The sequence below is a fragment of the Flavobacterium panacis genome, from assembly GCF_024649945.1.
GTDB classification, from domain to species: domain Bacteria; phylum Bacteroidota; class Bacteroidia; order Flavobacteriales; family Flavobacteriaceae; genus Flavobacterium; species Flavobacterium panacis.
Genome location: NZ_JANKMS010000010.1, coordinates 107,144 through 126,494, shown reverse-complemented (window position 1 = coordinate 126,494; position 19,351 = coordinate 107,144). Strand labels below are relative to the sequence as shown.

Annotated in this window: 13 protein-coding genes; 6 read left to right on the top strand and 7 right to left on the bottom strand. The window is 33.8% G+C overall.

The annotated features are described in order from the left end of the window. Window positions 1-34: 34 nt before the first annotated feature. The 5 genes from NQQ59_RS20095 to NQQ59_RS20075 all read right to left on the bottom strand — a co-directional run bounded on the left by NQQ59_RS20095 (window position 35) and on the right by NQQ59_RS20075 (window position 9,055). The gene (locus NQQ59_RS20095) at window positions 35-1,561 is read right to left on the bottom strand and encodes an SGNH/GDSL hydrolase family protein (RefSeq protein ID WP_144216785.1); all 1,527 of its coding nucleotides are present in this window, start codon (window positions 1,559-1,561) and stop codon (window positions 35-37) included. 82 nt (window positions 1,562-1,643) lie between these two features. Then, window positions 1,644-4,475, bottom strand: coding sequence for a TonB-dependent receptor domain-containing protein (locus tag NQQ59_RS20090; RefSeq protein ID WP_144216783.1), 2,832 nt, complete (start codon window positions 4,473-4,475; stop codon window positions 1,644-1,646). 308 nt (window positions 4,476-4,783) lie between these two features. Next, window positions 4,784-6,634, bottom strand: a complete 1,851-nt coding sequence (gene glmS / locus NQQ59_RS20085; RefSeq protein WP_144216781.1) for a glutamine--fructose-6-phosphate transaminase (isomerizing) — start codon at window positions 6,632-6,634, stop codon at window positions 4,784-4,786. Window positions 6,635-6,643: 9 nt separating this feature from the next. Continuing rightward, window positions 6,644-8,227: a DUF4270 domain-containing protein gene (locus NQQ59_RS20080; protein ID WP_144216779.1), complete on the bottom strand. Its 1,584-nt coding sequence runs from the start codon at window positions 8,225-8,227 to the stop codon at window positions 6,644-6,646. 21 nt (window positions 8,228-8,248) lie between these two features. Further along, on the bottom strand, window positions 8,249-9,055 hold the full coding sequence (locus NQQ59_RS20075; RefSeq protein ID WP_144216777.1) for a glycogen/starch synthase: 807 nt from the start codon (window positions 9,053-9,055) through the stop codon (window positions 8,249-8,251). 77 nt (window positions 9,056-9,132) lie between these two features. On the opposite strand from NQQ59_RS20075, the gene panC reads away from it, so the two are divergent. From panC to NQQ59_RS20050, 5 genes are all read left to right on the top strand, one after another. Then, window positions 9,133-10,011, top strand: a complete 879-nt coding sequence (gene panC / locus NQQ59_RS20070) for a pantoate--beta-alanine ligase (protein WP_144216775.1) — start codon at window positions 9,133-9,135, stop codon at window positions 10,009-10,011. Between the two features lie 14 nt (window positions 10,012-10,025). Beyond that, on the top strand, window positions 10,026-10,376 hold the full coding sequence (panD, locus tag NQQ59_RS20065) for an aspartate 1-decarboxylase (protein WP_008465481.1): 351 nt from the start codon (window positions 10,026-10,028) through the stop codon (window positions 10,374-10,376). Between the two features lie 202 nt (window positions 10,377-10,578). Further along, on the top strand, window positions 10,579-11,730 hold the full coding sequence (locus tag NQQ59_RS20060) for an alpha/beta hydrolase (protein WP_144216773.1): 1,152 nt from the start codon (window positions 10,579-10,581) through the stop codon (window positions 11,728-11,730). A gap of 3 nt (window positions 11,731-11,733) precedes the next feature. Beyond that, window positions 11,734-13,095: a DNA repair protein RadA gene (gene radA, locus NQQ59_RS20055; protein WP_144216771.1), complete on the top strand. Its 1,362-nt coding sequence runs from the start codon at window positions 11,734-11,736 to the stop codon at window positions 13,093-13,095. 118 nt (window positions 13,096-13,213) lie between these two features. Beyond that, window positions 13,214-15,178, top strand: a complete 1,965-nt coding sequence (locus tag NQQ59_RS20050) for a transglycosylase domain-containing protein (RefSeq protein ID WP_144216769.1) — start codon at window positions 13,214-13,216, stop codon at window positions 15,176-15,178. Between the two features lie 270 nt (window positions 15,179-15,448). Here the strand turns inward: NQQ59_RS20050 and NQQ59_RS20045 are convergent, their stop codons facing one another. Both NQQ59_RS20045 and NQQ59_RS20040 read right to left on the bottom strand, forming a co-directional pair. Beyond that, window positions 15,449-16,195: a LytR/AlgR family response regulator transcription factor gene (locus tag NQQ59_RS20045; RefSeq protein WP_222104911.1), complete on the bottom strand. Its 747-nt coding sequence runs from the start codon at window positions 16,193-16,195 to the stop codon at window positions 15,449-15,451. Continuing rightward, on the bottom strand, window positions 16,195-18,018 hold the full coding sequence (locus tag NQQ59_RS20040; RefSeq protein ID WP_144216765.1) for a tetratricopeptide repeat-containing sensor histidine kinase: 1,824 nt from the start codon (window positions 18,016-18,018) through the stop codon (window positions 16,195-16,197). The genes NQQ59_RS20045 and NQQ59_RS20040 overlap by 1 nt, the downstream gene beginning before the upstream one ends. 167 nt (window positions 18,019-18,185) lie before the next feature. Here NQQ59_RS20040 and NQQ59_RS20035 point away from each other — a divergent pair, with 167 nt between their 5' ends. After that, window positions 18,186-19,346, top strand: a complete 1,161-nt coding sequence (locus NQQ59_RS20035) for a vWA domain-containing protein (RefSeq protein WP_144216763.1) — start codon at window positions 18,186-18,188, stop codon at window positions 19,344-19,346. The last annotated feature ends 5 nt before the right edge of the window (window positions 19,347-19,351 follow it).

Here is a 19,351-nt window from a genome sequence, read left to right as displayed (position 1 = left end):
GAGCGGCTTTTTCAAAGTTATAAAAGTTCTTTAATTATAATTGTTTTGGGAATAAAACCTGATAATTTCCAATATCAACTCCTTTTAAGTTAGAACCGTACTTCGCATTTATTGCTTCAATAAATTTATTTGCAATAAAAGCATACCCTCTTGGAGTAGGATGAACTCCATCTAGAGAAAACATACCTCCTGTAACAAATGTTGCTTTCAAAGTAAAGTTATTCATTGAAATTCCGTTTGGCGTATTTAGACTAGTCATGATTGATTCCGCATCCACCATCGCTAAACCATTTGCTTCAGCAGCTGCTTTTATAGTTGCATTATAAGCAGCAGTAGCAACTCCAATTTCTGCTACTTCAGAAGGAAGTAAAACATATCTATCTGGCAAAGGAAAAGTAACTCCCAATTGTGACAAAGATGGAGAAGGCGAAGCAATTCCGTCCGCAGCCACAGTTGGCACTTTACCAATTCTACTAGAAGCCCCTAAACAAATTAAATCTGTAGGTAGCGCTTGTCTAGCTCTCCCAAAAATCTGCCCCATTGCTGTAGCAGTAGGAACATCCAATCCTCCACCAATTAAAACAGCCCTTAAATTTGCTGATAGATCAGGCAACGTTTCATCTACAATTAATAATGGGTTATTTCCCGTTGTTGCCAAAAGATTAATCCTACTTCCTTGCCCTAAAAACGCCAAAGCATTATGTAAAGGCCCGTACAATTGCGCGTTCAAAGCCGGAATCAAACTAACTCCTTTATCAGTCAAACTAGCTTGACTAAGTTGATTATATGCTATTACATGAAAATGAGGAAGAGTTGTAATAACTGGCAAATTGGCCACAACTCCTTTTCTTCCACCAGCAACAAGCTGTGCAACCAAGGCTTTATAAGCCGCATCAAAAGTTGCAGGAGGCGTTAACGGGTTCACCGCTGGATCTCCACCAGCAGTAGCATACCCTAATTCATCATTTCCTCCAATCCACAAAGAGAAGAAAGTAGGATTCTGACTTAATGCATCTGCTAAAACTGTAGTTGTATTACTTGAAGCAAAACGAGCAAAATAAGGATTTGCTGTACCAGTAAGCACCCCCCCAGGATTACCATAACCAGGCGCAAGCAAATGAAAACTCTTAGCTCCAGGAACTCCTAAATTATTAAACGGCCCAGACAAACGCGCTGTAACTTCTGTCGTTGGAGCACCCTCAACTGGAACAGGAGTAACATTTAAATACAAACGTGGCCCAACTATAACATTTCCACCCAATAACAATCCACCAATATTATCATTTGCCAAAGGAGTTTTAAACTCCCCACCTCCAACTAAAGCAAATTGCTGTGCTAAAACATTAGGATAAGCCCCTTCCTGCCCTTTTATAAATAAAGCATTATCACTAAAACCCGCTGCAAAAGAATCTCCTAATGCTACATATTTAGAAAAATCTGCACTTCCAGCTGTCAAAGGCTTACCATCAGACGACTCCACAGGAGCAGTCGCATCATCATCACTATTACAAGCCATAAAGGTCAACGAAACCAATAAAAGCCATTTGAAATTTTTTATCATAATTTATAATTTTTATAATTATCTGTTTCTAAATCATCTTTAGAAACATCAATATGAATTTGACTTAGCGTTACTAATTTAATTACGGATTGATAGTCCAAGAAGCAAAATACTGCTGACCAATTAATCCAGCTCCAATAACTTGATAGTATTCTTTACCACCAATATTAGCAGCTCCTAATTTTAAAACCGATTTTAATTTTGGAATTCCGTAATTAATCTGAGCATCTATTACAGTTGCAGACTTAATCATACCATCAGCAAAACCAGCTTGCCATAAATATTCACTATTCCATCTTCCGCTAACACTGAAACCGAAATTTTTGAATAATTTATCGTTTCCAATTGACATTTTAACTCTATGTTTTGGCGTATTAAATCCAGCTTCAAAACTTGGATCTTTGTCTTGATCGAAATCAAATTGAGCATAATTATAGTTAAGCCCCAATTCGAAATCAGCAATTACTTTTCTAGAAAGTCCAACTCCAAATCCTAACGAATGTATTTCTACATCAGAGTTTGTATACAATTGATATACTCTATATTCTCCGTTTTGAATAGCCCTTACAGACTGCACTCCTGCATCTGTCGTCCCAGCTGCAAGATTCGGATTATCCTGTGCTGTTCCATAATAAGGAGAAATCACATTTAAAGTACCAATGAAATTATTATAAATATTATAATATCCATTAAGATCTATCGACGTACCTTCAAAAACAGATCGATATCCAACTTCAAAAGCTTTTACCTCTTCAGGTTTTACTAAGTTTGCTCTTGATTTTTTCAACAAAGCCGCCGCCGCAATTGGATTACTTCCCGCCATAGCTGAAAATGCATTCACAGAACTTGCTATATAGGAATTATTATAAGCATCAACACCCGTCATATCTTTAGTAGCGTTTCCGTTACTGTAAGACTGACCTTCTGCGCTTAAATTAAATGTCTCGCTAAATCTTGTTAAGTTATCCGGAGCAGAACCAATCAACACTGCGCTTCCAATATTAAATCCGATGTATTGATCTTGAGTTGAAGGATTTCTAAAACCTGTTTGAAAAGATCCTCTGAAATTGTGATTTCTTTTTTCTCCACCTGAATAAACCAAAGATAAACGTGGCGAGAAATTACCATCAAAGTTTTTAGATTTATCATAACGAAGAGATCCTGTAAATTTCAATCTGTCATCTAAGAATTTTTTCATTAATTGAGCATAAGCACCATATTCATTATAATTAATAGGTCCATTTGCATCTGTATAAATTCTACCATGCGAATTCAACTCATAAGCTCTAAACGAACCCCCAACTTGAATTTCAGCAAATTTTATTTGATCCTTGAAATTATAATTAGCATCTGAATGATAAATTTTTGAGTTATCTACCAATCTTGAACCCGAAAGAACATCTGCCTCGCTAATAACTTGATTAAATGCATTTTTGAATTCTGGTGTACCTGGCAAGAAACGCCCAGTATCTGCAGTAGATCTTGCAGCTGCATGCGCTTGATCTGGTGTCATCCCTGCCAAAGTTCCTTGAATATAAGCTCCAGCATATTGACCAAACCAAGTATTATCGTCTTTCCATTTTCTATTTACATTAATACCTGTAAAAATCATATCATAAGACTGCCCTCCACTTTCTGAAGTCGTGTACCCTCTTACGAAAAAGTTTTTTCCTTTGAACTCTAACTTATGCTGCTGCATAAAAAAGTTATTCAAATAATATCTATTTGCTCCTTGATAAACCGCATTACCAGTACCAAATTTACTTTGCCAAATAATCTCCAATCTTTCATCCCCAAAAGGTCTACCGTGGAAAGAAAAGTCAATTTTTGTATTAGCGGCTTTATTATCTGTTAAATCGATTTCATTATATCCTGTTCTACTAACTGTAGAATTTGGAAGTAAATTAGAAGCTCCAACAGGAATTATACCTAACGCTTCCAACCTCAAACCTACTCCTTTAATATTCGTAGAAGCCTCATCACCATAAACATTTATACCGTCATAACTAGGATTTGTTCTATCGATACCTGCTCTGGTTTTATCATCATAATTTGTCGCATACCAATCTGTAGCTTCCATATAAGTAAAGTTAGCTTTAGCAGCAAAATACTTATTGAAAGCATGAGCGAAACGAATTCCAAAATCATAATACCCATTTGTTCCAGCAGCTTCTTGCGATGTCACACCATATTTAAAATAAGTAGAAATTCCTTGATTGGTAAACGGACTTTTACTGGTCATAAATAAAATTCCGTTAAATGCATTTGCACCATATAAAGCAGAAGAAGCACCTGGAAGAAGCTCTACACTCTGAACATCAATTTCAGAAACACCTATCATATTCCCTAAAACGAAATTCAATAATGGAGAAGAATTATCCATACCATCAACCAACTGCATGAAACGAGTATTAGCCACAGTAGCAAACCCCCTTGTATTGATTGATTTGAAAGACATACTACTAGTATTCATCTGCACCTCTTTCATATTCTCCAAACCATCGTAAAAAGAAGGAGAAGCGGTTCTTTTGATCTCCTGAATACCCATCCTTTCAATAGTTACAGGAGATTCCAAAACTCTTTCTGGAGTTCTGGAAGCAGAGACTACGATTTCATCCAATTTAGTCTCTTCATCTTTTAAAATTACATTCACTTTTTGATTTGCGGCAGTAACATTAATCGTTTTTGACTCGAATCCAACCGCAGAAACCTTTATAGAAAAAGGCAATTTAGCATTGGTAGTCAATTTGAACGATCCGTCGAAATCAGTAGATGCACCACTATTTTCTCCGACAACAACAACATTAGCACCAGGAATAGATTGTTTGTTACCATCTGTAACCGAACCTGTTATTGTATTCTGCGCAAAAGATATTCCGCTGAACAACAACATAATTAGCAAGTAGACTCTCATTTGGGTTAGTTTTTTCGTTAGTATATATAGCCAAAATAAGCAAATATTTTAATACACATAAAAAAACGTTAAATAAAATTAATATTTAGCATCATTTTTTACAATATTTTAACTATTTGTTAATTGAATTTCTTAAACTAAAATCAAAGAAAACAAGAAGAAAAACCAATATACTATGCATACATATAAATTTTTATCAAAAAATTGAAAAATTCATAAAAATACATATCCGAAAAAAAAATTCTGACAATAAAAAAAAGCGAGACCTAAATCTCGCTTTTTTAACATTATTTGTATTTAAAAAAAATCTATTCTACCGTAACTGACTTTGCTAAGTTACGTGGTTGATCCACATTACAACCTCTCATTACAGCAATGTAATAAGACAATAATTGTAACGGAATTGTTGTCACTAATGGAGACAACGCATCTGAAGTTTCTGGAATTTCGATTACATAATCAGCTAATTCACGAACCTGAATATCACCTTTTGTAACTACAGCGATAATTTTACCACTTCTTGATTTAATTTCCTGAATGTTACTTACAATCTTATCGTAATGTCCTTGTTTAGGAGCAATCACAATAACTGGCATATGCTCATCAATCAAAGCAATTGGACCGTGTTTCATTTCAGCAGCTGGATAACCTTCTGCATGAATATAAGAGATCTCTTTTAACTTTAAAGCACCTTCTAAAGCAACCGGGAAATTATACCCTCTACCTAAATAAAGACAGTTTGGCGAATCTTTAAAAGCGGCAGCAATTTCTTTTGCTTTATCATTAGTTTCTAATGCTTCAGCAACTTTTTCCGGAATAACTTCTAATTCCTGAAGATAAGTATGGAAATCTGTATTCGACAACGTTCCTTTTGCTTTTCCTAATTTCAAAGCAATCATTGTCAAAACAGTGATTTGAGTAGTAAACGCTTTTGTAGAGGCTACTCCAATTTCAGGTCCAGCGTGCGTATAAGCACCTGCATGACTTTCTCTTGAAATAGAAGAACCAACTACGTTACAAACACCAAATACAAATGCTCCGTTTTCTTTTGCCAGTTTGATAGCCGCCATAGTATCTGCAGTCTCACCAGATTGCGAAATAGCAATAACAACATCATCTTTATTGATAATTGGATTTCTGTATCTAAATTCAGAAGCATATTCTACTTCGACTGGAATACGTGTAAATTCTTCAAAAATATATTCTGCAACCAAACCTGCGTGCCATGAAGTTCCACAAGCTACAATTAGAATACGTTTTGCATTTAAGAATTTCTCTAGATTATCTTCAACTCCAGCCATTTGAACGATTCCCTCATTTGCATGAAGCCTTCCTCTGTAAGTATCTTTAATAACACTTGGCTGTTCGTAGATTTCTTTTAGCATGAAATGATCATAACCACCTTTTTCAATCTGCTCCAAGTTCATTTGAAGTTCCTGAATATAAGGATCCACTAAAGAGTCATCTTTAATTTTTCTAATTTTGATTGGCTTATGCAATCTGATATTTGCCATTTCACCATCTTCTAAATACACTGCATTTGAAGTGTATTCTATAAATGGTGACGCATCAGAAGCAACAAAATACTCGCCTTCTCCAACACCAATTGCCAACGGACTTCCTAATCTTGCCGCCACAAGTTCGTTTGGATTCTTTTTATCAAAAACAGCAATAGCATATGCGCCAACTACTTGGTTAAGTGCAACCTGAACAGCTTTACCTAATTTAATATTTTCTTTCTTTTGAACTTCTTCTATTAAATTAACTAAAACTTCTGTATCTGTATCCGATTTAAAAGTGTAGCCTCTTTTGATCAACTCTTCTTTTAAAGGAGCATAATTTTCAATAATTCCGTTATGGATAATTACCAAATCTCCAGAGTTTGAAAGATGAGGATGCGAATTCACATCGTTTGGAACACCATGTGTTGCCCAACGCGTATGCCCAATTCCAATATTTCCGTTTGTCGTAAAACCTTCAGTTGCTTTGGCTTCAAGATCCGAAACTTTACCCTTCGTTTTACACAACTTTATGCCCGACTCTTCGTCATACAGCATAACACCGGCACTATCATAACCTCTGTATTCAAGACGCTTTAAGCCCTTGATCACAATAGGATATGCGTCTCTATGACCGATATATCCAACAATTCCACACATATATAATTATTAATTTGGTTTCGTGTAGTAGACCTGAAGTTTTACTTTTTTATCACCTGCAGAAGCTTTTCCACCGTATAAAACCGTACCTAAAGGACTCAGAACCGACGATCTCGGTACTGTAGAAAAATATTCAATTGGATTCGTATTAATTTGAATCCTATTCTTCAACGCATTAAGCAAAGTTGTTGGCGTACTTTGAGAAACAACCAACCCTAAATCAACATTTTTTGCTGTTGTATCTTTTATAAGATTACGAATATGATTTGTAACTTTCAACTTATAATACTTTCCTTTTTTATTAGAATCAAGAGTAATTCCTCCCCCAAGAACAGTTCCGTCACTAGAATAATCCAACAAAACAGTATTATTCGTCAAATCATATAAATAAACTCTTTGTGGCTCTTTAGTATTAGCCATCTTTTCAGTATCAATGTAAAAAATAAGATTTGCTTCGTTGACTTTCCAATTACTCTTTCTTATCGTTTCCAGTTGTGCAGCAAATTCATTAAGACGGATAATAGCCAAAGATCCCTGCCCACCTTTTAGATAAAGTTTATCATCACCTTCAACACTATTAGCACTGGTCAAAGCACTTTGATAAGTAGCTTCTTTAGCATCCTGAAGAAAATTGGCTGTGCTAGCAACTCCGCCAACCTCACCACTTTTAAAATTTATCAAAATCTCTTTATCTTCTGTAGTTTCAGGAGCATCAGTCGTCAAGGCTGTTTTAGCTTTATATTTAATAGTAATTACACCTTTAGTAAAATCAAGTAAAGCCATATTACTAGGAGAACTTCCTGATTTTTCAACCATAAAGTACAATCCTCTGAAATATTCCTGAAAAAGAGCTTCTGTAGACAATTTGGATGCCTCAGCTTTTAATATTTTATCCTGAAAAAAACCATTATTAAGCTTCAGAACCATCTGAGGAGCTGTTCTTTCAGTTGTTTTTACACCTTTATCGTCAGTCTTATCGACTCTGATTTCATTCGGATCAAAAAAGAAACTATCATCTACATTAACTCCATTTTTTATCGAGTCGTTTAATCGTAAATCACCCTTAATGCCAAAAAACTCATTATTTTGATCTGTATAATACAACTGAGGCAATTGCGTACCACCACTAAAATAACTGTTTCTCATCTGCATCTTTGACTCGTATACACTTAATTTAAGCTTTCCATTTGCATCTCCGTAAATAGAATCTAAGACATACGTACTATTTCCGTCTGAGGCTGTTGTTTTGCTTTTAATAAGATACGGAATCGTAAGTATTGCACTTTCTATCACTGGAGATTCCCCAATTGTAGGAGCATAAGTTGCAAGACCTAATTGCGTTACAAAATTAGCCGTTGTAGTACCAAAAACAGGATTATCATAAATACCCAATGCATTTACAGCCATAGTATTTGACTGAACTGGTGTAACTTCCTGATTAAAAGCTATAACACTATAATCTTCTGGCTCAAGCCCAAAATGATCATCTCCAACTAAACCATCACCAATTGCATTAAAATCTTTGTCGCATGAATATAAAAAAACAACAATTAAAGCTAAAAGAATTTTCTTAATAAAAGAAGTATTATACATGTTTTATAATAAAGTTAAAATTTAAAGTCCAAACGTTCTGTAGAAATTTGTATAAGCGTCAGCAAATGCATCTTTCGTGGCGAAAGGTAAAAAAGGTTTTCCTGAAGATTCTATAAATTTTGTTAAACTTGGAGAAACATTTTCTGACGCAATAATAACTCCATCAGAATGCAAGATGCTCGCTTTTAAAACGTTCTCGTAATTTGGCACTTCTAAATCTGAGACAGCTTCGTGAGGAACGCCATCAAATTTAACTTTATTTATCATTTCTAAATCCAGATTTTCATCAAAAGACTGTCCGTAAACAGAGGTAATGATTTTGGTTTCAGAAAACAATGCTTCATGTTTGTAGTAGTGTTTCATGTAAATTGGAAGCATCGCTGCCAACCATCCATGAACGTGAATGATATCCGGAACCCAGTTTAATTTTTTCACTGTTTCCACAACACCTTTAGCAAAGAAAATTGCTCTTTCGTCATTATCAGGATATAAAGCACCTTCTTCATCCGCGAAAGTTGCTTTACGTTTAAAATATTCATCATTATCAATAAAGTAAACCTGAATTCGCTCTTTCGGAATTGATGCTACTTTAATAATTAAAGGCATATCTAAGTCATTCACTACCAAATTCATCCCTGAAAGTCTGATCACTTCGTGTAATTGATGTCTTCTCTCATTGATATTCCCATATCTTGGCATGAAAATTCTTATCTGACCACCTTGGTCGTTAATCATTTTCGGAACGTCATAAGACATTAAAGAAACCTCATTTTCAGCCAAATAAGGCACGACTTCAGATGATACATATAATATCCTCTTATCTTTCATAATAGTATTTTACTTAATTTTGGTAATAAAAACGTCGCAAAATTACAAAAATTTATGCAGTTTATAACTAATATATTATGTTTGCACTAAATTTTAATAATACCTCAATGCACATTTTCTACAGTAAAGCAGCTTTGATAGCCTATATTAAAACTATCAAAACCGCAAATTCAACTATTGGATTTGTACCAACAATGGGCGCTTTACACCAAGGACATTTGGCTTTAATGCAGCGTTCACTAAAAGAAAACGACGATACAGTTGTAAGCATTTTTGTCAATCCAACTCAATTTAACAATCCTGAAGATTTAGCAAAATATCCGAGAACTCTTGAAGAAGATATTAAGAAAATGCGTACATTAAGTGATAAAATCATTTTATACGCTCCTTCTGTCGAAGATATCTATGAAGGAAATACGGTTTCGCAAACTTTTGATTTCGATGGATTAGAAAATCAAATGGAAGGAAAATTTAGACCTGGACATTTTAACGGAGTTGGAACCATCGTAAAACGTCTTTTTGAAATTGTAACTCCAACGAATGCTTATTTTGGAGAAAAAGATTTTCAGCAACTTCAAATTGTTAAAAAATTAGTCGAAAAGAATAATTTACCTGTAAATGTTGTTGGCTGTCCCATTTTTAGAGAAGACAATCAACTGGCAATGAGTTCTCGAAACGAACGTTTAACAGCTGAAGAAAGAAAAGACGCATCGATTATTTATAAAACTTTAACCGAAGCAAAAGAGATTTTTCAGAATCAAAGTCCACAAGAAACTCTTGAATTTGTAGAAAATTCTTTCAAAGACAACCCAACGTTTGAACTGGAGTATTTTGTTATTGCTGACGAATCTACACTTTTACCCATCGATCAAAAAGAGAATGACAAAAAATATCGCGCATTTATAGCAGTATTTGTTAATTCTATAAGACTGATTGACACCATTTCATTAAATTAATCTAACTTTGCAGCATGCAAATTCAAGTTATAAAATCAAAAATTCATCGCGTTAAAGTAACGGGAGCCGATTTAAATTATATTGGCAGCATTACTATTGATGAAACTTTACTAGAAGCTTCAAACATTATTGAAGGCGAAAAAGTATCTATTGTAAACATTAATAATGGTGAGCGTTTTGAAACGTACGCTATTAAAGGTGAAAAAAATTCAGGCGAAATCACGTTGAATGGTCCTGCAGCAAGAAAAGTTCAAAAAGATGATATCATCATTATCATTTCTTATGCAACCTTGGATTTTGAAGAAGCAAAAACCTTCAAACCGTGGATTATTTTCCCTAACGAAAATGATAATTCGCTAACCTAATCTTTCTTATTTTTTAAGATTTTACTTTCTTTGTCAAAAGCACTTTTTTGAACAAAGAATTCCTCTTTTGTCTAAATCAGAAATGATTTTGGCGATAAAACACTGTGCTTCAATTTTAACCCCAATTAACAAAGAAGCAAATAAAATAGTATATTGCTACACTATTTTTAATACTTTTTAATTCACTGAAATGCCACAAATCATGAAAAAAGTTTACCTACTATTTTTTTTAATTTCATTTTCGTCGTTTGCCCAAAAAACGTTCGATAACATCAAATCTGAAAAACTCGGAGAAGAACGTAGAATCACAATTGGACTGCCTCCTTCTTACGAAGCCAACAAAGACAAAAAATATCCTGTTCTTTATTTATTGGATGGAGATTACTTATTTGATCCTTTTTCTGGAGCAGTAAGCTATGGTTCGTATTGGGATGATATTCCAGAAATGATCATCATCGGAATTCATCAAAATAAAGATGGGGAACGTTTTGATGATACTACAATTGATCAGAACGAAGGACTTCCTTTTGAAAAAGGTTCCAAGTTTTTCGAATTCATTGGATCAGAATTAGTCCCATATATTGAAAAAAAATATCGCACCTCGCCTTTCAGACTTATTGCAGGTCATGATATAACAGCAAGTTTTGCTAATTTTTATTTATATAAAGAAATTCCGCTTTTTAATGCATACATCTGCTTAAGTCCAGAACTTGCTCCAAAGATGGAAGTGCGTATTGCTGAAAAATTTGCTAAAATAAAAAAACCAGTTTTCTATTACCTTTCTGCAGGAGAAGGTGATATTAAAAAGATAAAAGAACCGATTGAAAAATTAAACAGTAATATTAAAATCGCTAATAATCCGTTAGTGAATTATAAATATGATGTTTTTAAGGGCGCTACGCATTATACAGAAGTATTGCATTCTATTCCAAGTGCGTTGTACCAGATTTTTGAAGCATACCGACCTATAAATTCTGCCGAATACAATGACAAAATTGCGGTTCTTCAAGAAGGCTATGCAGAATATTTAGAAAAAAAATACGCTGACATGTCTGAAGTTTTAGGCGTTCAGATTCCCGTTCGAATGAGCGATTTTAAAGTAGTTGAAAATCTTATTTTAAAAAGAAACGCCTACAGCGAACTAGGGAAAATGGCCGAAATAGGAAATGTAAATTATCCGAAAGCCATGTTGGGAGAATATGAATTGGGATTAATGTATGAAAAACAAGGTGATCCTAAACACGCATCAAAAAAATATCAAAACGCTTCGCAAATGGAGCCAATTGGTGATTTGAATAAAGATATGATGTATGAGAAAATTGACGAAATGAATACACTTGCTAAAAAAAAGTAAATAATGTCAAAAGTTAAAACTTCCTTTTTTTGTCAAAATTGCGGAACCCAGTACTCTAAGTGGCAAGGGCAATGCAATGCCTGCAAAGAATGGAATACGATTGCTGAGGAAATCATCCAGAAACAGGAAAAAGTAGCCTGGAAAAGTGAAGCTACTCCAGTAGGAAAAGCACCAAGACCTTTAAAAATTAACGAAATTGATTCTGCTCAGGAAGTTCGAATGGACACCACTGACAGCGAATTAAATCGTGTTTTAGGTGGCGGACTTGTTCCTGGATCACTAACACTTTTAGGAGGAGAACCTGGAATCGGAAAAAGCACACTTTTACTTCAAGTTTCATTAAAGTTACCTTATAAAACATTATATGTTTCGGGCGAAGAAAGTCAGAAGCAAATAAAAATGCGTGCAGAAAGAATTACGCCAAACAGTGATAATTGCTACATTCTGACCGAAACCAAAACACAGAATATTTTCAAACAAATTGAAACCATTCAGCCTGAAGTAGTCATTATTGACTCGATTCAGACTTTGCATACCGATTATATCGAATCTACTGCAGGAAGTATTTCTCAAATTCGAGAAACTACTGCCGAATTGATAAAGTTCGCCAAAGAAAGTAATATCCCTGTAATTTTAATTGGGCATATTACCAAAGACGGGAATATTGCCGGTCCAAAAATTTTGGAGCATATGGTTGATACTGTTTTACAATTTGAAGGCGATCGAAATCATGTCTATCGCATTTTGCGTTCACTGAAAAACCGTTTTGGATCGACCGCCGAATTAGGAATCTATGAAATGCTCGGAAGCGGTTTACGCGAAGTTAATAATCCGTCTGAAATATTGATTTCACACAAAGACGAAGAATTATCTGGAACTGCAATTGCCACAACTCTTGAAGGCATGCGTCCGTTGATGATTGAAATTCAATCTTTGGTAAGCACTGCAGTTTATGGAACACCTCAACGAAGTACAACGGGTTATAATGCCAAAAGATTAAACATGATTTTGGCTGTTTTAGAAAAAAGAGCCGGATTTCGTTTAGGCGCAAAAGACGTTTTCCTAAATGTTACAGGAGGAATTTCTGTCGATGATCCTGCAATTGATTTGGCTGTTGTAGCCGCGATTTTATCATCAAATGAAGATATTCCTGTTGGGAAAGGTTTTTGTTTTGCTGGTGAAGTCGGACTTTCGGGAGAAATTCGTCCTGTAAATCGTGTGGATCAGCGCATTCAAGAAGCCGAAAAACTAGGATTTGATACTATCTTTGTTTCCAAATACAACAAAATTGCTTTAAAAAATACAGGAATTAAGATTGAATTGGTTGCTAAAATTGAAGATGTTGCGAGCATTCTTTTTGGTTGATTTTATTTTAGCCCCGAATTACACTAATTTGCACTAATTTTTATTTTTTTAATGAATTTTATTCGCCCGAAGCTTAATTCGAGAAATTAGTGTAATTCGCGGCAAAAAACTAAACTCTATGAATTTTCCAAAACAAAAAATATACAAAGCATTAAAAGTACTAGGAATAATAGTGGTTTTGCTTTGCATCGCACTTTACTATTTTCGGGATTCCCTTTTAAAACAAGCCATTGCAAAAGTCACCCACAAAATGGCTGTCGAATACAACAGTAATTTCTCTGTAAAATCGGCTTCTTTTGATGGTTTGTCTACCATACATTTGACAGATGTTGTTTTGGCTCCTATAAATGCTGATACACTTTGCAAAATAAAAAATGTAGAAACCAGCATCAGTTTAAGCAATTTACTAATTGGAGATGTTCAAGTTGGAACTTTAAAAATTGATAACGGTTACATTCAACTGGTTAAAAAAGGTAAAAAAAGGAATTTTGATGCTTTTCTAAAAAGAGATCGAGAAGAAACTGATTCTAACGAAAAACGTAAATACGCTGCTTTTGCCTACAGAATTATTTCGAAAGTATTGAATTTGGTGCCAACCGATATGGATTTGAAAAACTTCAAATTCAAAATCAATGATAATGACAAATTAACTACTGTTGATGTAGACAAACTGGTTTTAAACAATAAACAATTAGAAACCAATCTTCATGTTCAGGCAAAAGATTTTGATCAGCGCTGGAACATCAAAGGTTTTGCTGATCCAAGAAATAAAAAGGCAGATATTCGTTTTTTCAATTTAGATACTGGCGCTATTCGAGTTCCGTATTTGGATCAGCGTTATAACTTAAAAGCAAGTTTTGATTCGATTCGTTTGAATGTTCAAAACATTGACAAAAGCGGCAGTGAATTGCATATTGACGGTTATACTTCTATTGCCAATCTGACTATCAATCACCCTAAAATTGCCAGCAAAGACGTAGTCATCAAAAATGCTCGTTTTGATTATCGCTTTTTACTAGGAGATAGCTTTATTTCGATTGACAGTACTTCAACTATGCAATTGAATAAAATTAAAGTTCGTCCCTATATTTCGTACGATACCGAAAAAGACACCATTTATACTTTGAAAATGGATATTCCAAAAATGAAAGCGCAGGATTTTATCGTTTCGCTTCCAGATGGTTTGTTTACGCATTTTCAAGGCATGCAGGCGACTGGAAACTTCGATTACAAATTGGATTTCAAATTCAATAAAAACAAGCCAAATACACTTGTTTTTGATAGTAAATTAAATAAAGAAGATTTACGAATCACAAAATATGGCGAAGCCGATTTAAATAAGCTAAACGGCGAATTTGTCTATCGTGCCATAATTCAAAATGTATTACAAAGACCAGTTTTGGTTGGAAATGCCAATCCAAACTATACTCCGTTAGATCAAATTTCTCCTTATTTAAGAAAATCGGTTTTAACGACAGAAGATCCGTCATTCTTCTCACATCGCGGATTTATAAATGAAGCTTTTAAACAATCGATTCTTAAAAACATTCGAACGAAGAAATTCTCTCGCGGCGCCAGCACAATCAGTATGCAGTTGATTAAAAATGTCTTCTTAACTCGTGAAAAAACGCTTTCGCGAAAGCTGGAAGAAATTTTATTGGTTTACATTTTAGAAAACAACCGAATTGTAAGCAAAGAAAGAATGTTGGAAGTATATTTCAATATTATTGAATGGGGACCAAACGTTTACGGAATTGGCGAAGCAAGTCATTTCTATTTTCAAAAAAATCCAGCCGATTTAAATGTTGATGAATGTTTATACTTGGCAACCATTATTCCAAAGCCTAGAAAATTCATGTATCAGTTTAACGATCAAGGAAATTTGAAAGATTATGCTATAAAAAATCAAAAGTTCTTGAAGAATTTAATGTTCAGAAGAGGGCTTTTAGTTCCTGAAGACACAACAGGTATATTACCCGTTTACATTTCAGGAAATGCCCGTTCATTTATAAAAATTAAAGTACCAGATTCTACAGCTATAAAAGCAGATTCATTGGCTGTTGATGATGAATTTGATTTGTAATGTTTTGCCACGAAGGCGCTAAGACACTAAGATTTTTTTAATCTCGCAAAGACGCAGAGTCGCAAAGTTTTTATTTCACGCAGATTTTATAAGATTTAAGCAGATTCTGCAGATGATTTCAAAAAAAATCTGTCCAAATCTTATAAAATCTGCGTGAAACTTTTTTTTTGCTTTTAGTAAATAAAACTTTGCGACTCTGCGTCTTTGCGAGCAATTAAATATGCTTTAATAAAAAAACTTTGCGCCTTTGCGCCTTTGTGGCAAAAAAAACTATTTAAAATTCTTCAAAAAATCCTCTTTATAAGTTGGCGAAACTTCAATTTCAGTTCCATCGTTTAGTGTGACAATTCCACCTTTGTTATATGATTTTACGCAATTAATGTTGATCATATGCGATTTATGAACCCGAATAAAAGGCAAAGGAAGAATTTCTGAAAAATGCTTTAAAAAACGACAAACCATTTTTTTACTTCCGTTGTTAAGGTATAAATCGGTGAAATTTCCATTACCTCTTAGACGTACAATTTCTTCCATCTTTACAACTTCAAAACCTTCTAAAGTTGGTAAAATTACTTGTTGTTTCTCCGGTTTTTGTTCATGAAAATTTTGAACAATAATTTTATTTCTATTGAAAATTTCATGGTTTACGATTTGATGATGCACTTTATTGACCGCAACTATCAATTCTTCTATACTAATCGGTTTCAATAAATAATAAGCTGCACTTTGATTTAAGGCTTTCAAAGAATATTCAGAAAAAGCGGTTACAAATATGGTTTCAAAATGTAAATCTTTACAGGCTTCCAAAACATCAAAGGCGTTTCCGAAAGGCATTTCGACATCTAGAAAAACCAATTGCGGTTTTATTTCATGCAATAACGGAACAGCTTCTTTGATATTCTGCGCTTCACCGACAACCTCAACTTGCGGACAATATTTGCTCAAGTAATTTTTAAGCACTTCTCGCGCTGCCAATTCATCTTCGACAATTACACTTTTAATTTTCTGCAAAGTCATCATATTTTGTCAATTAATGGGAAAACAATTTCAACAATAGTTCCTTTTTCTTCTCCTTCTTTTTCTGAAATTGTAAACGAAATATCTTTTTTATATAATTCATTCAAAAGATCAATTCTCTCTTTTGTATTATTTAAACCACGTGATTCGTAGATTTTCTGATTGGTGGTTTTGAGTTCACGACTTTTGGTCAAACCAATTCCGTTGTCTTCAATAGTCACGATTATTTTTCCATTTTTAAAATCAAATCTTAAAGACAGAAACCCTTTTTTATCCAAATAACGCAATCCGTGCCAAATTGCATTTTCCAGATGAGGCTGCATAATCATATTCGGAACAAAAACTCTTTCGGTATCTAGCAAATCATCTACCACAATTTCAAAATCGAATTTATCCTGAAAACGCATATGTTCTAAATCCAGGTATTTTTTTAAATGTTCCACTTCTTTATCCAACGAAATAAAATCTTTATTCGAATTTTCCATTGTATTTCGCATTAGATTTGAATAAGAAGTCAGGTATTTGTTGGCCTCCAATTCTTTATTTTCTGCAATAAATTGATTGACGCTGTTCAAACTATTAAAAATAAAATGCGGATTCATTTCACGACGCAAAGATTGTAAAGCAATTTCTTTGTTTTTGATTCTAATGGAATACCAAGCTTTTACAATGAAGAAGAACAAAAGCAACAACAAACCAATAGATCCTAACAAGAAATAATTGAACGTGTTTTTCTTGGAAATCAATTCATCTTTTAAAACCTTTTCTTTTTCCAACTGACGAATTTTGTCTTCTGTAACCTGAAAAGTTTTGGCATCAATTAAAGTCGTATCGGATTTGATTAACTGCTCGAAATTATCAAAAAACTGTTCGTACAAAGCCATGCTTTCTTTGTCTTCTCCTTTGGTTTTATAATATTTAATTAAGGAGGATAAACTCTTTCTGGCTTCGGTTGAATTTCCTTTTTGAAAGGATAAATTATAAGCTGCTTTTAATGAAGAAATGGCATTTTCAGGTTCTTTCTTTTCAAAATAAAGCGATGCTAAAGATTGTAGTTGTTTTATTTCGGAAGTGTAATTTTTCTTTTTTCTCGCCTCCTCCAATATTTTTTTAGTAATCAAAAAAGCTTCATCAAACTTATTTTGTTCTGCATACACCTTGGCAATTTCATTTTTGATTCTTACAACCTCGTCTGGTTTATCTTTTGCATAATCCAAAGCCTTATTGTAACTCTCAATCGCAACATTCTTATCTTTTAACTGTAATGAGTTTTGTGCTTTTTGTATGTAAGCCTCTTTAACTTCGCTTTTTCTGCTTTCTTTTTTCAGCAATTCAATATTAGAATTTAAATAATCGGTCTGACTTGCTGGATTAGATTGATTTTTAAGTCGGTTGGCATCATTTAAATTAATTTTTTCTTCAGAGGCATCTTTGGTCAACGAACCAGCTTTTTCATAATTTTTTATAGCCGAATCAAAATTTTTCTGGTTTTCCTGAACTTTGGCCAGACTTCTAATCACGCGAGTTTTATCCTCAGTCAGTTTTAGTTTGGTATAACTGCTTAAAGCTCTTTTAAAATATTCTTCTGCTTTAACATTATCACCTTTATTCAAAAATTCATTGGCTAATTTTTCGTAATTCAGAGCGATTTTCGATTCATCGTTTTCATCCAATGATTTAGATAATTCATCAGCTGTCTTGCTGATTTTGGCTTTACTCTTTTTTTCGATTTTTTGTGCAGGAGCTTCTTGCGCTATCATTTCCACAGGAATTAATAGCAATAGAAATAAAGAAAGCATAAACTTCAATAGTAAATATCTCATAATTGTAATTCTATAGTCTTCAAAAACAACAATGTAAAGTAAAGTATTTTACAATCCTTTTACAACCAGTTTCACCAAGTCAAAACACTGTTTCACCATTTGTCTGAAAAATAGGCCTTTTTAGTTTTTAAGTTTGGTCTATAATCATCCAATTAAAAACTAAAATTATGAAATCAAATCTTTTAATAACAGCACTTTTGGTAGTAGCAATTTCTTTTGTAAGCTGTAATTCATCAAATGCAAAACCAATAAAAAAAACTGAAATCGAAAAACCGGCAACAATTTCCAATACCAAAATACAAGTTGCTCTTTTGCTAGACACTTCGAGCAGTATGGATGGTTTAATCGATCAGGCGAAATCAAGATTATGGAATATTGTAAACACATTGACTACTTTAAAATACGATGGAAAAACGCCTGATATTGAAATTGCTTTATACGAATATGGGAATGATGGTTTATCTGTAAAATCAAATTACATCAGACAAGTTACACCTTTATCAACCGATTTGGATTTAATTTCGGAGAAATTATTCGCCCTAAGAACTAACGGCGGAAGCGAATATTGCGGAGCCGTTATTCAAGATGCAACCAAAGAATTGAAGTGGGCAACAGAAAACAGCAATATGAAACTCATCTATATTGCAGGAAATGAAGAATTCAATCAAGGAACAATCAGTTACAAAGAAGCCATCAGCAATGCTTTAAAAAATAATATTTATGTGAATACTATTTTCTGTGGCAATAAAACTGAAGGCATCAATATTCTTTGGAAAGATGGAGCAGATCGCGGAAAAGGAAAGTATTTCAATATTGATTCTGACAGAGCTGTTGAATACATCGCTACTCCTTATGACGATGAAATTGCAAAATGCGATGAAAAAATGAATAAAACTTACATCAATTATGGTGCAAAAGGAGCTGAGAAAAAAATGAATCAGGTCATGCAAGATCAGAATGCCAAAAAAGTTTCAGCTTCTAATTATACCGATCGTGCAGTGAGTAAATCAAAAGCCGTTTACAAAAATGATAGTTGGGACTTGGTTGATAAAGTAAAAGATGATGCTGGAGCAATTTCAAAAATCCAAAAAGAAGAATTACCAGCAGAACTTAAAAACAAATCTACTGCCGAAATTCAGGCCATTGTAAACGAAAAGAAAAAAGAAAGAGAAACGATTCAGAAAGAAATCAGTGTTTTAGCCAAAAAACGTCAGGAATATATTGACACCGAATCTAAAAAGACCAAAAAGCAAGATGATTTAGGAAACACAATAAATTCTTCTATTCTGGCTTTTGCTAAAGTAAAAGGGTATACTGTTGAAAAATAAGAATC

Excerpts from the sequence above, each read along its gene's own strand:
- NQQ59_RS20095 (WP_144216785.1), bottom strand. The coding sequence starts at position 1,561 with ATGATAAAAAATTTCAAATGGCTTTTATTGGTTTCGTTGACCTTTATG.
- NQQ59_RS20090 (WP_144216783.1), bottom strand. The coding sequence starts at position 4,475 with ATGAGAGTCTACTTGCTAATTATGTTGTTGTTCAGCGGAATATCTTTT.
- panD (WP_008465481.1), top strand. The coding sequence starts at position 10,026 with ATGCAAATTCAAGTTATAAAATCAAAAATTCATCGCGTTAAAGTAACG.
- NQQ59_RS20080 (WP_144216779.1), bottom strand. The coding sequence starts at position 8,227 with ATGTATAATACTTCTTTTATTAAGAAAATTCTTTTAGCTTTAATTGTT.
- glmS (WP_144216781.1), bottom strand. The coding sequence starts at position 6,634 with ATGTGTGGAATTGTTGGATATATCGGTCATAGAGACGCATATCCTATT.
- radA (WP_144216771.1), top strand. The coding sequence starts at position 11,734 with ATGTCAAAAGTTAAAACTTCCTTTTTTTGTCAAAATTGCGGAACCCAG.
- NQQ59_RS20060 (WP_144216773.1), top strand. The coding sequence starts at position 10,579 with ATGAAAAAAGTTTACCTACTATTTTTTTTAATTTCATTTTCGTCGTTT.
- NQQ59_RS20075 (WP_144216777.1), bottom strand. The coding sequence starts at position 9,055 with ATGAAAGATAAGAGGATATTATATGTATCATCTGAAGTCGTGCCTTAT.
- NQQ59_RS20045 (WP_222104911.1), bottom strand. The coding sequence starts at position 16,195 with ATGACTTTGCAGAAAATTAAAAGTGTAATTGTCGAAGATGAATTGGCA.
- panC (WP_144216775.1), top strand. The coding sequence starts at position 9,133 with ATGTTTGCACTAAATTTTAATAATACCTCAATGCACATTTTCTACAGT.
- NQQ59_RS20035 (WP_144216763.1), top strand. The coding sequence starts at position 18,186 with ATGAAATCAAATCTTTTAATAACAGCACTTTTGGTAGTAGCAATTTCT.
- NQQ59_RS20050 (WP_144216769.1), top strand. The coding sequence starts at position 13,214 with ATGAATTTTCCAAAACAAAAAATATACAAAGCATTAAAAGTACTAGGA.
- NQQ59_RS20040 (WP_144216765.1), bottom strand. The coding sequence starts at position 18,018 with ATGAGATATTTACTATTGAAGTTTATGCTTTCTTTATTTCTATTGCTA.